Source organism: Variovorax sp. PAMC26660 (assembly GCF_014302995.1).
Classification (GTDB): domain Bacteria; phylum Pseudomonadota; class Gammaproteobacteria; order Burkholderiales; family Burkholderiaceae_C; genus Variovorax.
Genome location: NZ_CP060295.1, coordinates 6,625,325 through 6,638,898 on the forward strand (window position 1 = coordinate 6,625,325; position 13,574 = coordinate 6,638,898).

General features: G+C 66.5%; 14 protein-coding genes. All 14 read left to right on the forward strand.

Annotation, left to right across the window (positions count from 1 at the left end; all coding sequences use genetic code 11):
- Window positions 1-58 precede the first annotated feature (58 nt).
- The 14 genes from H7F35_RS31090 to H7F35_RS31155 all read left to right on the forward strand — a co-directional run bounded on the left by H7F35_RS31090 (window position 59) and on the right by H7F35_RS31155 (window position 13,572).
- Complete coding sequence (locus H7F35_RS31090) at window positions 59-421, forward strand: response regulator (RefSeq protein ID WP_187110341.1); 363 nt, start codon at window positions 59-61, stop codon at window positions 419-421.
- 167 nt (window positions 422-588) lie between these two features.
- Complete coding sequence (locus tag H7F35_RS31095) at window positions 589-1,323, forward strand: FadR/GntR family transcriptional regulator (RefSeq protein ID WP_187110342.1); 735 nt, start codon at window positions 589-591, stop codon at window positions 1,321-1,323.
- A gap of 64 nt (window positions 1,324-1,387) precedes the next feature.
- Window positions 1,388-2,233 carry a substrate-binding periplasmic protein gene (locus tag H7F35_RS31100; RefSeq protein WP_187110343.1) on the forward strand — a complete coding sequence of 282 codons (846 nt, stop codon included), beginning with the start codon at window positions 1,388-1,390 and terminating at the stop codon, window positions 2,231-2,233.
- A gap of 41 nt (window positions 2,234-2,274) precedes the next feature.
- A complete protein-coding gene (locus H7F35_RS31105) occupies window positions 2,275-3,123 on the forward strand; it encodes a transporter substrate-binding domain-containing protein (protein WP_187110344.1) in 849 nt (282 codons plus the stop codon).
- Window positions 3,124-3,257: 134 nt separating this feature from the next.
- Window positions 3,258-4,295, forward strand: coding sequence for an L-idonate 5-dehydrogenase (locus H7F35_RS31110; RefSeq protein WP_187110345.1), 1,038 nt, complete (start codon window positions 3,258-3,260; stop codon window positions 4,293-4,295).
- A 13-nt stretch (window positions 4,296-4,308) separates the two neighbouring features.
- Entirely contained in the window at window positions 4,309-4,974 is a 666-nt protein-coding gene (locus H7F35_RS31115; protein ID WP_187110346.1) for an amino acid ABC transporter permease, read from the forward strand.
- Window positions 4,975-4,987: 13 nt separating this feature from the next.
- The gene (locus H7F35_RS31120) at window positions 4,988-5,647 is read left to right on the forward strand and encodes an amino acid ABC transporter permease (protein ID WP_187110347.1); all 660 of its coding nucleotides are present in this window, start codon (window positions 4,988-4,990) and stop codon (window positions 5,645-5,647) included.
- Entirely contained in the window at window positions 5,644-6,429 is a 786-nt protein-coding gene (locus H7F35_RS31125) for an amino acid ABC transporter ATP-binding protein (protein WP_315970464.1), read from the forward strand. Before H7F35_RS31120 ends, H7F35_RS31125 begins: the two co-directional genes overlap by 4 nt.
- Window positions 6,430-6,474: 45 nt before the next feature.
- Window positions 6,475-7,686: a D-mannonate dehydratase ManD gene (gene manD / locus H7F35_RS31130; RefSeq protein ID WP_187110348.1), complete on the forward strand. Its 1,212-nt coding sequence runs from the start codon at window positions 6,475-6,477 to the stop codon at window positions 7,684-7,686.
- 8 nt (window positions 7,687-7,694) lie between these two features.
- Window positions 7,695-9,188: a mannitol dehydrogenase family protein gene (locus H7F35_RS31135; protein WP_187110349.1), complete on the forward strand. Its 1,494-nt coding sequence runs from the start codon at window positions 7,695-7,697 to the stop codon at window positions 9,186-9,188.
- Window positions 9,189-9,421: 233 nt separating this feature from the next.
- Entirely contained in the window at window positions 9,422-9,958 is a 537-nt protein-coding gene (locus H7F35_RS31140) for a MarR family winged helix-turn-helix transcriptional regulator (protein ID WP_187110350.1), read from the forward strand.
- 6 nt (window positions 9,959-9,964) lie between these two features.
- A complete protein-coding gene (locus H7F35_RS31145) occupies window positions 9,965-11,548 on the forward strand; it encodes an ABC transporter substrate-binding protein (protein ID WP_187110351.1) in 1,584 nt (527 codons plus the stop codon).
- A gap of 115 nt (window positions 11,549-11,663) precedes the next feature.
- Window positions 11,664-12,605 (forward strand): ABC transporter permease, encoded by a 942-nt coding sequence (locus H7F35_RS31150; protein ID WP_187110352.1) that lies wholly within the window; start codon window positions 11,664-11,666, stop codon window positions 12,603-12,605.
- Between the two features lie 34 nt (window positions 12,606-12,639).
- Entirely contained in the window at window positions 12,640-13,572 is a 933-nt protein-coding gene (locus H7F35_RS31155) for an ABC transporter permease (RefSeq protein ID WP_187110353.1), read from the forward strand.
- Window positions 13,573-13,574 lie beyond the last annotated feature (2 nt).

A 13,574-nucleotide genomic window follows, 5' to 3' on the forward strand; every position in this document is an offset into this window, starting at 1 on the left:
GCGGGCCACGGCCCGCGATACTGTCCCCTTCGAGAATTAACCGGAAAGAAAACACTCTGTGAACGTGCTGATCGTCGACGACAACGAAGCCGCGGCCGACCTGCTGCAGGAACTGCTGACCCTGCAGGACCACACGGCGCGCTGCACCTACACCGCGCAACAGGCGCTGGATGCGGCAGCCGCCGAGCGCTTCGATGCCGCGCTGATCGACCTCACGCTGCCCGACTTTCCGGGCACCGAAGTGGCACGGCGCCTGCGGGCCAGCGCGGCCGAAGGCGCTCCCAAGTTGCTGATCGCGATCTCGGGGTTTTCGGCGCAGGACACGGGTGGCCAATCGGCCGAAGGGCTGTTCGACCATCACCTGCAAAAGCCGCTCGACATTGCGCAGCTCGAGCGCATCCTGGCGCAGTCGCCGACCTGACGGCTTGCCTCGCCAGCCGAGGCTGGCCACCGCTCCCACGCCCTCCTGAATTTCCACGCCGCATGCCGGCGCGGCGCCAGCCTGTGCCTGCCATCCAGAGCAAATCGCCCTACTGGTAAACCACGAGTCAATAATTGGTGAACCACTTTTAAACTGGCTCACCAATCATGGCGACCATCCACGAACTCCCCCGCCTGCCTTCTGCCGAGCCGGACTCCGACCGCTCCTACCAGAAGCTCGCAGCCAGCATCGCCAGCCTCATCAACGAGGGCGAATTCAAGGTGGGCGACCGCCTTCCGTCCGAGCGGGCCCTGGCCGAGCGCTTCACCGTCAGCCGCACGCTGGTGCGCGAGGCGATCATCGTTCTGGAAATCCAGGGCGCGGTCGAGGTGCGTGGCGGCTCCGGCATCTACATCTGCGCGCCGGCCGCCGGCGCCGCGATGGCCCCCGCGTCCGCCTACACCCTCTCGCCCGGCCCCGGCCCCTTCGAGCTGCTGCGCGCGCGCTGCCTGATCGAAGCCGAGATCGCCGCGGTCGCCGCCGAAAGCCGCAAGGACAGCGACCTCGACCGCATCTATTCGGCCCTGGTCGAGATGCGCGAGAACATGCACGACAAGGTCGCCAACGAAGCGGCCGACCGGCTGTTTCACCTGCGCATTGCCGAGTCCACCGGCAACAGCGTGCTGCTGCAGATGGTGACGGCGGTGTGGGACCACACCAAGGCGCCGATCTGGTCGCAGATGGAGGCGCACTTTCACACGCCCGCCCTGCGCAACGCCTCGCAGGACGATCACCAGCGCGTGTTCACCGCGCTGCTGGAGCGCGATGCGGACGCGGCCCGCAAGGCGATGCGCGGGCACATCGAGCGCGTGATCAGCGAGTTCGCGCAAGCCTGGCGCTGACAGAGACAACGAACGAACGGCGCCACCGCGCGCCGTTCCGGATTCGAACATTGGAGACAAGAAGATGATTTTTTCCCTCTCAAGGGGGCGCACCGCCGCCCGGTGCGCGGCCGCTGCATTGCTCGCGGCGGCCACCGTCACCAGCCTGTTCGCGCAACCCGCGCCCGGCGCCAGCCCGCGCATCGACGCGATACGCAAGGCCGGCGAACTGCGCGTGGGCGTGCTGCAGAACGCGCCCTGGCTGCTGGAAAACACCACCGGCACCGGCGAGCCCTGGAGCGGCCCGGCCTGGCTGCTGGCGAACGAATATGCGCGGCAGCTTGGCGTGAAGCTGCGCACAGTGCCGGTCTCGCACGAGACCAAGGTACCGGTGCTCGCGGCCAACCAGGTCGACATGACCATCAGCCCACTGGGTGAAACGCCGGAACGGCTCAAGGTGGTCGACTTCGTCATCTACTCCGCCACCAGCGTGTGCATGTTCGGGCGTGCCGACAACGCGAAGCTGGGCAAGGCGAACAGCGTGGAAGACCTCAACCGCCCCGACGTGACCATCGCCTACTTCACTGGCGGTGCCGAGGAAGGCTGGGTCAAGGAACGCTTTCCGAAGGCAAAGCTGCGCGCCGTCGCCAGCTCGGGCGCCACCGCGCCGATCGAGGAAATCATGGCACGCCGCGCCGATGCCGCTCCCATCAATCGCGTGCCATGGGTCGGCCTGCAGCAGAAGGTCAAGGGACTGGCCGTGCTGCCGAAGGACAACAACTGCCAGTCGAGCACCGAGAAGGCTTCGCCCGTCGGGCTTGCCGTCGACAAGAACCAGCCGGCGTACCTGGACTGGCTGCGCCAGGTCGCACACGCGCAGAAGACGCGCCTCGATGCCGATGAAGCCCGCATCGTCGGCGGTTTGAAGTGAGTACGGTCCCCCACAGCCCATTCAGGAAGCAGTTCATCACCATGAAGTTCACCTCCATCTCTGCACGCGCATGGCGCAGTGCCATGCTCGCCACGACCCTTGCCGCGGCAGGCTTTGCGGCGACAGCGCAGACACCGCCGGCACCGGGTGCCAGCGCGCGGGTCGATGCCATCCGCAAGGCCGGCGTGTTGCGCGTCGGCGTGGTGAACAACCCACCATGGCTGGTGCAGAACACCACCGGCGACGGCGACGGATGGGCCGGCCCGTCATGGTTGCTGGGCAACGAGTTCGCCAAGCTGCTCGGCGTGAAGGCCGTGCCGGTGCCGGTGAGCCACGAGACCAAGGTGCCCGCGCTGATCGCCAACCAGATGGACATCATGATCGGCCCGCTGAACCAGACGGCCGAGCGCGCCAAGATCATCGACTTCGTGACCTTCTCGAGCACCGGCGTCTGCATGTTCGGGCGTGCCGACAACCCCAAGTTCACCAGTGCCAAGACGCTGGAGGACTTCAACAAGCCCGAAGTCACCATCGCCTATTTCTCGGGCGCGGGCGAAGAACCGCTGGTGCGCCAGCAGTTCCCGAAGGCCAAGCTGCGCGGCGTGGCCAACTCGGGGTCGGTGGCGCCGATCGAGGAAGTGATGGCCGGCCGCTCCGACGTGGCGCCGCTCAACCGCATGCTGTGGCCCAACATCAGCAAGAAGGTGAAGGGCCTGGCTGCTTTCCCGAAAGAAAACGACTGCCAGGACAGCAAGATCTTCGAGATCGAGGCCGGCATGGGCGTGGCCAAGGACCAGCAGGTCTACCTCGACTGGCTGCGCGCCGTCGCCCAACGCATGCAGCCCGCGCTCTCGGCCGAAGAGCGCCGCATGACGCAGAACCTCAAGTGAGCTGACGGGCCGGGCGCCTGCAAGACGCTCGCCCACCCCACACGCCCTTCGGACGCAGCCTGCCGGGCCACCGTGATCGGTGCAGCCCGTGGGACGTCCTTCGCCTGCTTTCCATCATTTTCGAGACCGTCACCATGCTGAACTGCGAAATCCACGGTGCGCGCGACCTGCGCGTGGCCGATGTCCCCACCGAAACACTGTCGCCCACGCAGGTCCGCGTGGGGGTCAAGGCGGTAGGTATCTGCGGCTCCGACCTGCATTACTACCAGCACGGGCGCGTCGGGGATTTCCTGATCCGCGCGCCGCTGACGCCGGGGCATGAAGCCTCGGGGCAGGTGCTGGAGGTCGGTGCGCAAGTCACCTCGGTGCGCGCGGGCGACCGCGTGGCGCTCAACCCCTCGCGCACCTGCGGCCATTGCCGCTTCTGTCGCATGGGCGCATCCAACCACTGCGAGAACGTGCACTTCTTCGGCAGCGCGAGCAAGTGGCCGCACATGCAGGGCGCGATGCGCGAGCAGGTCATCGTCGAGGCCCACCAGTGCCTGCCGGTGCCCGACTCGCTTTCTTTCGAGCTGGCCGCCTTCGGCGAGCCGCTGGCGGTGGCGCTGCACGCGGTGCAGGAAGCCGGCTCGCTGCTGGGCAAGACAGTGATGGTGGTGGGCGCAGGCCCCATCGGCGCGCTGATCCTCATGGCCGCAAAACTGGCGGGCGCGAGCCGGCTGATCGCGGTGGACATCGTGGACCAGACCCTGGCCGCATGCACCCGCGTGGGCGCGACGCAAACCATCAATGTCGCGAAGGACCCCGCCGCGCTGGAGGCGCTGGCCGAAGGCAAGGGCCAGGTCGACGCGAGCTTCGAGGTGTCGGGCAACTACGCCGGCCTTGCCAACTGCATCCGGCTGACGCGCCCGCGCGGCGTGATCGTGCAGGTGGGCACGCTGGGCGGCAACAGCGAAGGCTGCCCGCTGAACCAGATCATGGTGAAGAGCCTGTCGCTGGTGGGCAGCTTCCGCTTCATCGACGAGTACGCATGGGCCGTCGACTACCTGAGCCGCGGCGTGCTCGACGTGTCGCCGCTGCTCACCGAGGCGGTGCCCGTGGCCCGTGTGCACGACGCCTTTGCGCTCGCGGCCGACCGGCAGCGCGCGATGAAGGTGGTCGTCACGTTCTGACTACGGAGCTTTCATGGAATTCGACTTCTCGCCCATCGTGGACAACTGGCGCTTCTTCGCCGGTGGCCTGGGCGTGACCGTTCTGCTGAGCATCGTGAGCGCCGTCACCAGCCTGCTGGCCGGCCTGGCGATTGCGCTGCTGCGCATGTACGGTCCGCGCTGGCTGCGTCCACTGCTGGTCTTCTACATCGACTCGATGCGCGCGATTCCGGTGCTCGTGGTGTTGATCTGGATCTACTTCGCCTTTCCGATCCTCGTGAACGTGACCTTTCCGCCCTTCTGGGCCGCGCTGGTTGCGCTCACGCTGCACATCGCCGCGTATGCGGCCGAGGTGATCCGGGCCGGCATCGAATCGATCCGCCCCGGCCAGACGCGCGCCGCGCTGGCACTGGGCATGTCGCGCGCCCAGATCCTGCGCAAGGTGCTGCTGCCGCAGGCCATCGTGCGCATGCTGCCGGCCTTCGGCTCGATCCTGACCATCGCAATCAAGGACACGGCCATTGCCACCGTGATCGCGGTGCCGGAGCTGATGCACCGCGCCGAGACGGTGGCCGGCCAGAGCTACCGCCCGGTGGAGGTTTTCACCGCCGTGATGGTGGCGTACTTCTGCATCCTTTTCCCCGTGACCCGGGGCGTGGACCGGCTCTACCGCCGCTTCGCGCACCTCGGGCGCTCCTAGGAGTGGCGCGAACATGACATTCGATTGGTCCGTGATCTGGACGCATCGCACCGCGCTGCTCGAAGGCGCGGCGCTCACGGTGGGCCTGACGGTGGTCACCATGCTGCTGGCGGTGCCCGGCGGCATTGCGCTGGCGCTGATGCGGCTGTCGCCCAACAGGCTGCTGCAGTCGGCCTCGCTGGCCTTCGTGGAGTTCTTTCGCAACCTGCCGCTGATCCTGGTCATCTACTGGGCGTTCTATGTGATGCCCATGGCCTTCGACGTGCAGTTCTCCGCGATCACCACCGCGCTGGTGGCGCTGGTGCTGAACGTGGCGGCCTACAACGCCGAGACCTTCCGCGCCGGCATCAATTCGATCCGCAAGGGCCAGATGGAAGCCGCGCTGGCCATGGGCATGTCCCGCCGGCAGGCGATGTTCAAGGTGGTGATGCCGCAGGCGGCCCGGCGCATCCTGCCGGTGATTGCCAGCACCTGGATCTCGCTGTTCAAGGACACCTCGCTGGTCTCCGTCATCGCGGTCAGCGAACTGGCCTACACCGCCATGCAGATCCGCGCGCAGACCTTCCGCGTGCTGGAAATGCTCACCGCCATGGCCGTCCTCTACTGGCTCATGGGCTATCCCCAGGCCAAGCTGGTGGACTGGATTCATCGCAAATACGGAGTCAAGGAATGAACCCCACCCCTGTCGAGTCCTCGGCGCGCAAGAACGCCGGCCAGCCGCCTGTGCTGGTCTATGAAAACGTGCGCAAGCTGTACGGCGACTTCGTGGCGCTGCGCGGCGTGTCGCTGCAGGTGCACAAGGGCGAAGTGATGTGCCTGATCGGCCCTTCGGGCTCGGGCAAGTCGACGCTGCTTCGCTGCACCAACGCGCTGGAAAGCATCGATGGCGGCCGCGTGCTGATCGACGGCGTGGCGCTGCCGACGCAAGAGTCGCAGGTGCGCAAGGTGCGCCAACGCATGGGCATGGTGTTCCAGAGCTTCGAGCTGTTTCCGCACAAGTCGGCGCTCGACAACGTGGCGATGGGCCCCATCACCGTGCTGGGCATGCGCCAGGCCGATGCCAGGGCGCGCGCCATGGTGCTGCTCGAAAAAGTCGGGCTGGCGGCCAAGGCCGACAACTTCCCGGCTAACCTGTCGGGCGGCCAGCAGCAGCGCGTGGCCATTGCCCGCGCGCTGGCCATGGAACCCGAAGTGATGCTGTTCGACGAGCCGACCTCCGCGCTCGACCCCGAGACCGTCGGCGAAGTGCTCAGCGTGATGCAGAAGCTGGCGCACGAAGGCATGACCATGATCGTGGTGACCCACGAGATGGGCTTCGCGCGGCGCGTGGCCGACTGGGTGGTGGTGTTCGAGGCCGGCGCCATCATCGAACAGGGACCGCCCACGCAGATCTTCGACAACCCCACCGTGGAACGCACGCGCGACTTCCTCGGTCATCTCGGCTGGCACGGCTGAGCCGTTCGCGCGCCACTCCACCCTCTTTTCAAACGACGTCAACCCATGAAAATCACCAACGCCCGCGTCATCGTCTGCAGCCCGGGTCGCAACTTCGTCACCCTGAAGATCGAAACCGACGAAGGCCTCACCGGCATCGGCGACGCCACCCTCAACGGACGCGAACTCTCGGTGGTCGCCTACCTCACCGAGCACGTCATTCCCTGCCTGATCGGCCGCGACGCGCACCAGATCGAAGACATCTGGCAGTACCTCTACAAGGGCGCCTACTGGCGCCGCGGCCCGGTCACGATGACGGCGATTGCCGCCGTCGACACCGCGCTGTGGGACATCAAGGCCAAGGCCGCGAACATGCCGCTGTACCAGTTGCTGGGCGGCAAGAGCCGAACCGGCGTGATGGTCTACGGCCACGCCAACGGCCGCGACATCGAACACACGGTCGAAGAAGTGCTGCGCTACAAGGAAGAAGGCTACATGGCGATCCGTGCGCAAAGCGGCGTGCCGGGGCTGGAGAAGGTCTACGGCGTGGGTCGCGGCACCATGTTCTATGAACCGGCCGATGCCGACCTGCCGAGCGAGCACGACTGGTCGACCGCCAAGTACCTCGAACACACGCCCAAGCTGTTCGACGCGGTGCGCAGCGCTGTCGGACCCGACATTCACCTGCTGCACGACGTGCACCACCGCCTGACGCCCATCGAGGCCGCGCGGCTGGGCAAATCGCTGGAGCCCTTCAACCTGTTCTGGATGGAAGACGCGACACCGGCCGAGAACCAGGATGCCTTCAAGCTGATCCGCCAGCACACCACCACGCCGCTGGCCGTGGGCGAAATTTTCAACAGCATCTGGGACTGCAAGGACCTGATCGAGAACCAGCTGATCGACTTCATCCGCACCACGGTGGTCCACGCGGGCGGCATCACGCAACTGCGCCGCATTGCCGATCTGGCCTCGCTCTACCAGGTGCGCACGGGCTGCCACGGTGCGACCGACCTGTCGCCGGCCTGCATGGGCGCGGCCCTGCACTTCGACCTGTGGGTGCCGAACTTCGGCATCCAGGAGTACATGCGCCACACCGAGGAAACCGACGCGGTGTTCCCGCATGCGTACACCTTCGCGAACGGCATGCTGCATCCGGGCGAAGCGCCGGGCCACGGCGTGGAGATCGACGAGGCGCTTGCCGCCAAGTACCCGTACAAGCGCGCCTACCTGCCGGTGAACCGGCAGCAGCACGACGGCACGCTCTGGAACTGGTGAGCCCGAACATGCCACGCCTGCATCCCGACGCCCTGCCCCGGCTTCCATCCGACATTGCCCGCCCACGCTACCCGCGCGAGGCGCTGCGGGCCGGCATTGTTCACCTGGGTGTGGGCGCCTTTCATCGGGCGCACCTCGCCGTCGTCAACGAGGCGGCGCTGCACGCGAGCGGTGACCTGCGCTGGGGCACGGTGGGCGTGTCGCTGCGCGCCGCCGACACCCGCGACGCACTGCGCCCGCAAAGCGGGCTCTACACGCTGGCGCTGCGCGATGCGGCCGACGACGGCAGCCCGCGCGAAGCGCTGCAGGTCGTGGGCAACCTGCTCGACGTGCTGGTGGCGCCGGAAGATCCGCAGGCGGTGCTCGAACGCATCGCCCATCCGGACGCGCGCATCGTGAGCCTCACGATCACCGAGAAGGGCTACCACCACGACCCGGCCACCGGCGCGCTGCGGCTGGACGATCCAGGCATCGCGCATGACATCGCGCATCCCGAAGCACCGCGCACCATGCCCGGCTTCGTCGTGCACGCGCTGAACCTGCGCCGCCGGCGTGGGCTGGAGCCGGTCACGCTGCTGTCCTGCGACAACCTGCCCGCCAACGGCGACACGATGCGCGGCATCGTGCTGGCCTTCGCGCAGGAGGTCGATGGCGAACTGCGCGACTGGATCGACACGCACTGCACTTTCCCCAATTCGATGGTCGACCGCATCGTGCCGCGCACCACCGACGACGACCGCACGCGCATCTCGGCGCGCCTGGGCGTGGACGACGCCTGGCCCGTGATCGGCGAGCCCTTTCTGGAATGGGTCGTGGAAGACCGCTTCGCCAGTGGCCGCCCCGACTGGACGGCGGGCGGTGCCCGCTTCGTCGATCACGCCGAGCCCTTCGAGCGGCTGAAGCTGCGCATGGTCAACGGCAGCCATTCGGCACTGGCGTATCTGGGCGCGATGGCTGGGCTGCGCACAGTCGATCGTGCGATGAACGAGCCGGCGCTGCGCCATTTCATTGATGCCCTGATGCGCGAGGAGATCGCGCCCACACTGCCCGCGATGCAAGGCATAGACCTGGACGCGTATCGCGCGCGGCTGCTGCAGCGCTTCTCGAACCCGGCGTTGCAACACCAGACAAAGCAGATCGCCATGGACGGCTCGCAGAAGCTGCCGCAACGGTTGCTGGGCACCGTGCGTGACCGACTCGCGGCAGGCCTGTCGATCGACCGGCTCGCGCTGGCGGTGGCCGCGTGGGTCCACTACCTGCGCGGCGTCGACGAGACCGGCGCGGTCCACGAGATACAGGACCCGCTGGCCATCGCACTCTCGGCACGCCTGGCGCAAGCCGGCACCGCCGCTTCAGTGCAGGAACGCGTCGCCTTCTTCACCGGCTTTGCACCGGTCTTCGGCGAACTGGGAGGCGAGCCGCGCTTCGTGTCCGCGGTGGCGCATCACCTCGGCCTGCTCGAAGAACGCGGTGTGATGGGCGCGCTGGCCGCCATGTCCTGAGCGGGTGCCGGCGCGCCGGTCTTCGGTGCGCGAACCCGCCTCCTGGTGCACGCATCGCACCGGCTCGGTGATCGCCTCGTCGTTCGGCGAGGCCACTATTCATCCCGCTACAGAGAACTTTCCCCAGGGCAGCGCCCTTCGTAGGGGATTTCCCTCGTCGTCTGGCCCAGAGCTTGCGTAGCTTCGCAAGATAGTTGAACATTTCAACTATTGAAAATTTCTTCCATCTGGCCATGCACGCACCGCTCCAACTCAAGACTGACTACATCAACGTTCTGCTCGACCTTGCTTCCTCGCGGACGCGGGATCGCGGCTCGCGCGTGTACGAGATCGAACTCGGCCTGTCGATCCGCGACGTGCGGCTGCTGCGGATGATCGGCGGCGCACCCGGCATCACGATGGGCCAACTGGTGCAGACCTGCGCCATCGAAAAAACGCTGGTCTCCAAGCTCGTGGCTTCGCTGGTGCAACGCGAGTTGGTGCAGCGCCAGATCGGCAACGAGGACGCCCGCCAGATCCACCTGTGCCTGACCCAGGCCGGCATCGACCTCGTGCTGCAGGCCGAGCCCATCGGGCGAGAGATGGAAGCCCGCTTTCTCGACTGCCTCAGCGCGGCCGAGGTCGGCACCCTGAGCCGCATCCTCCAAAAGATCATCGACGCGGAAGCCGGTTCGCGCGACATCTTCGAGTTCCTGCTGGCCCAACTGCGCGAAAGCAAATCTTCGGACTCCTCCACGCCACCTCCCTCTGACACCCCTCGAAAGAAGTAAGGCTTCATGGCAAATTCACGCTCCCTGCGCCGCGCGTTCGCGGTCTCCCTGTCGGCGCTGGCGCTGACGCTCTGTGCCGCGGCCTCTGCGGACACCGTGCTGCGCACCGTGCCCTCGTCGGACCTGAAGATCCTCGACCCGATCTGGACCACGGCCAACATCACGCGCAACCACGGCTTCATGATCTACGACACCCTTTTCGGCATGGACGAAAAGGGTGTGATCAAGCCGCAGATGGTGGACAAGTACACCGCCAGCCCCGACAACAAGGTCTGGACCTTCACGCTGCGCCCGGGCTTGAAGTTCCATGACGGCGCGCCCGTCAGCTCGCAGGACGTGATCGCCTCGCTCGCTCGCTGGGCCAAGCGCGACACGCTCGGCCAGAAGATGTACGAGGTCATGGACAGCATCGCGGCGGAAGGTCCCAACACCTTCCGCATGAAGTTCAAGCAGCCCTTCGGCGTGGTGCTCGACGCGCTGGGCAAGCCCAATCCGCTGGTGCCGTTCATCATGCCCAAGCGCGTGGCCGACACGCCCGCCGACAAGCAGATCGACGAAATGATCGGCTCCGGCCCCTTCACGCTCGCCAAGGAAGACTTTCGCCCCGGCGACCGCGTGATCTACCGCAAGAACGCCGCCTACGTGCCACGCAAGGAGGCCCCTTCGGGTCTTGCGGGCGGCAAGGTGGTGAACGTGGACCGCGTGGAATGGGTGCTGCTTCGCGACCCGCAGACGCAGGTGAATGCCTTGCTCAACGGCGAGGTCGACATGGTCGAGACCGTGCCTTCTTCCGGTTTCGCCGACATGCGCACCAACCCGAAGATCGAGCTGGTGGACGTGATGCCCGCGGGCCCTTTCACGGTGATCTACAACCACAAGGTCGCGCCTTTCAACAACCCGAAAGCGTTGAAGGCCGCCATGCTCGCCATCAACCAGGAAGCCATGCTGCGCGCCCAGGCGACCTACCGCGACTTCTACAAGCCGTGCACGTCCATCTACCTGTGCGGCTCGATGTATGCGAGCGACAAGACGGGCTTCTTCACCGGCAAGCCGCAGTTCGAGGAAGCCAGGAAGCTGCTGAAGGAATCGGGCTATGACGGCAAGCCCGTGGTCATCCTGCTGCCGGGCGATGCACCGGCGCTGAACAAGCTGCCCGCCATCTACGGACAGTTGCTCAAGCAGGTGGGATTCAACGTGGACGTGCAGACCACCGACTGGGCCACGCTCGTGACGCGCCGCACCAAGAAAGACCTGCCGGAAAACGGCGGCTGGAACGCCTTCATCACGTTCTGGGGTGGCGTGGATGCCAGCAGCCCGATCACCTACAGCCCGCTGACCGGCAATGGCGACCAGGGCTACTTCGGCTGGCCGGTCGATCCCGAGCTCGAAAAGCTGAAGTCGCGCTTCATCGAAACCGCCGACATCGCGCAGCGCAAGGACATCGCAACGCAGATCCAGCTTCGCGTGCTCGAAGGCGGCGTGATCGCCCCGCTGGGTGAAGGCAAGGCGCCCACCGCCGTGCGCCGTGGCGTGGTGAGCGGACTGCTGCCATCGCCCGCCGTTCTGTACTGGAACGTGCGCAAGAAGTAGGCGAGCCCCCTCACCTCTTTCACCGAGGCGTTGGGCCGGTTGCACCCGTTGCAACCGGTCGGGGATTTCCTTTGCCCGCGCCGGCAGTTCAACCGCTCGAACGAGACCTTCTCACATGCTCAACTTTCTGTTGCGACGCGGCCTGGCCACCGTGCCCGTGCTCCTGATCGTGGCCGTCATCGTCTTCCTGCTGCTGCGCATGACGCCCGGCGATCCGGCAGCGGCCATCGCGGGCGACGCGGCCAGCGTGCAGGACATCGAGCGCATTCGCGCACAGCTCGGGCTGGACGCGCCGATCGTCAGCCAGTTCTTCGGATGGCTGGGTCATGTGCTGCGCGGCGATCTGGGCTACTCCTTTTTCTACAAGATGAGCGTGACCGACCTGATCGGGCAGCGGCTGGAGCCCACGCTGTCTGTGGCCGCAGTGACTGTCGTGCTCACCGTGCTGATCGCCGTGCCGCTGGGCGTGCTGGCGGCCTCGCGACGCGGCGGCGGGCTCGACCGCTTCATCATGAGCGCATCGGTCCTCGGCTTTTCCGTGCCGGTGTTCGTGGCGGGCTACCTGATGATCTGGCTGTTCTCCATGCAGCTGGGCTGGTTGCCGTCGCAGGGCTACAACCGCATTGCCGCAGGCGTCGGCCCGTGGCTGCGCAACCTGGTGCTGCCCTGCGTCACGCTGGCCGTGATGTATGCGGCACTGATCGCGCGGGTGACCCGTGCAGCGGTGTCCGAAGCACTGACCGAAGACTATGTGCGCACCGCGCGCGCCAAGGGCATTCCGGAGTGGCGCATGTTGACGCGCCATGCGCTCGCCAATGCGGCCGTGCCGATCGCCACCATCATCGGCCTGAGCGTGGCCGGCCTCATCGGTGGCGTGGTGGTGACCGAAACCATCTACGCCATACCGGGGCTGGGCCAACTGACGGTGGACGCGGTGCTCTCGCGCGACTACCCGCTCATCCAGGGCATCACCCTTTTCTTCTCGCTCGTCTACGTCGTCGTCAACCTGCTGGTAGACCTGAGCTACCTGCTGCTCGATCCGCGTATCCGCTACTGACGCGCACGGCCATTTTTTTTCGGAGACCTTTTCCATGACTTCGATTTCCCTGCCGGTGGACACGACAGCGGCAACGCGCCGCCATCGCAAGCCCTCGCTGCTGCGTCGCGTCTTCTCGAACAGCGCCGTGCGTTTGGGCAGCGTGCTCCTGTGCCTGATGGTGGTGCTGGCGGTCGCGGCCCCGTGGCTCTACACCATCAACCCCAACGCCATGGACCCGGCCAACTCGCACCTGTCGCCGGGCGCGCATGCCGAATTCACGACGCTGGCCGGTGACAGCTTCGAGCGTTTCTTCCCGATGGGCACGGACAGCATGGGCCGCGACATCTGGAGCCGCACGGCCTACGGTGCGCGCATTTCGCTGTCGGTCGGCGTGGCGGTGGCGCTGGGCTCGATCGCGCTCGGGATGCTGGTGGGCATGGTCGCGGGCTACTTTCGCCGCTTCGACGGCGTGATCATGCGGGTGATGGACGGGATGATGGCCATCCCCGGCATCCTCTTCGCCATCGTGCTCGTCGCGGTCTGGCGGCCCAGCCTGTGGACGGTGATCCTGGCCATCGTCGTTCCCGAAACACCGCGTGTTGCGCGGCTGGTGCGCTCGGTCGTGCTGTCGGTTCGCGAAGAGCCGTATGTCGAGGCGGCCATTGCACTGGACACACCCGCCTGGAAGCTGATGCTGCGCCACATCCTTCCCAACACGGTGGCGCCGCTGATTGTTCAAGGCACCTTTGTCTGCGCTGCGGCGATGCTGGCGGAGGCGGTCATGTCGTTCCTGGGCATCGGCCTGCCCTCCGACGTGCCGACCTGGGGAAACATCATGTCCGAAGGCCGCGCGTATTTCACTTCGCATCCGTCGACCGTGCTGCTGCCCGGCGCCTTCCTCGCGCTCACGGTGCTGGCCGTGAACATGCTCGGCGACGGCCTGCGCGACGCGCTCGATCCGAAATTCAACAAGCGCGGGAGCTGACC

Excerpts from the sequence above, each read along its gene's own strand:
- H7F35_RS31095 (WP_187110342.1), top strand. The coding sequence starts at position 589 with ATGGCGACCATCCACGAACTCCCCCGCCTGCCTTCTGCCGAGCCGGAC.
- H7F35_RS31100 (WP_187110343.1), top strand. The coding sequence starts at position 1,388 with ATGATTTTTTCCCTCTCAAGGGGGCGCACCGCCGCCCGGTGCGCGGCC.
- H7F35_RS31105 (WP_187110344.1), top strand. The coding sequence starts at position 2,275 with ATGAAGTTCACCTCCATCTCTGCACGCGCATGGCGCAGTGCCATGCTC.
- H7F35_RS31110 (WP_187110345.1), top strand. The coding sequence starts at position 3,258 with ATGCTGAACTGCGAAATCCACGGTGCGCGCGACCTGCGCGTGGCCGAT.
- H7F35_RS31115 (WP_187110346.1), top strand. The coding sequence starts at position 4,309 with ATGGAATTCGACTTCTCGCCCATCGTGGACAACTGGCGCTTCTTCGCC.
- H7F35_RS31120 (WP_187110347.1), top strand. The coding sequence starts at position 4,988 with ATGACATTCGATTGGTCCGTGATCTGGACGCATCGCACCGCGCTGCTC.
- H7F35_RS31125 (WP_315970464.1), top strand. The coding sequence starts at position 5,644 with ATGAACCCCACCCCTGTCGAGTCCTCGGCGCGCAAGAACGCCGGCCAG.
- manD (WP_187110348.1), top strand. The coding sequence starts at position 6,475 with ATGAAAATCACCAACGCCCGCGTCATCGTCTGCAGCCCGGGTCGCAAC.
- H7F35_RS31135 (WP_187110349.1), top strand. The coding sequence starts at position 7,695 with ATGCCACGCCTGCATCCCGACGCCCTGCCCCGGCTTCCATCCGACATT.
- H7F35_RS31140 (WP_187110350.1), top strand. The coding sequence starts at position 9,422 with ATGCACGCACCGCTCCAACTCAAGACTGACTACATCAACGTTCTGCTC.
- H7F35_RS31145 (WP_187110351.1), top strand. The coding sequence starts at position 9,965 with ATGGCAAATTCACGCTCCCTGCGCCGCGCGTTCGCGGTCTCCCTGTCG.
- H7F35_RS31150 (WP_187110352.1), top strand. The coding sequence starts at position 11,664 with ATGCTCAACTTTCTGTTGCGACGCGGCCTGGCCACCGTGCCCGTGCTC.
- H7F35_RS31155 (WP_187110353.1), top strand. The coding sequence starts at position 12,640 with ATGACTTCGATTTCCCTGCCGGTGGACACGACAGCGGCAACGCGCCGC.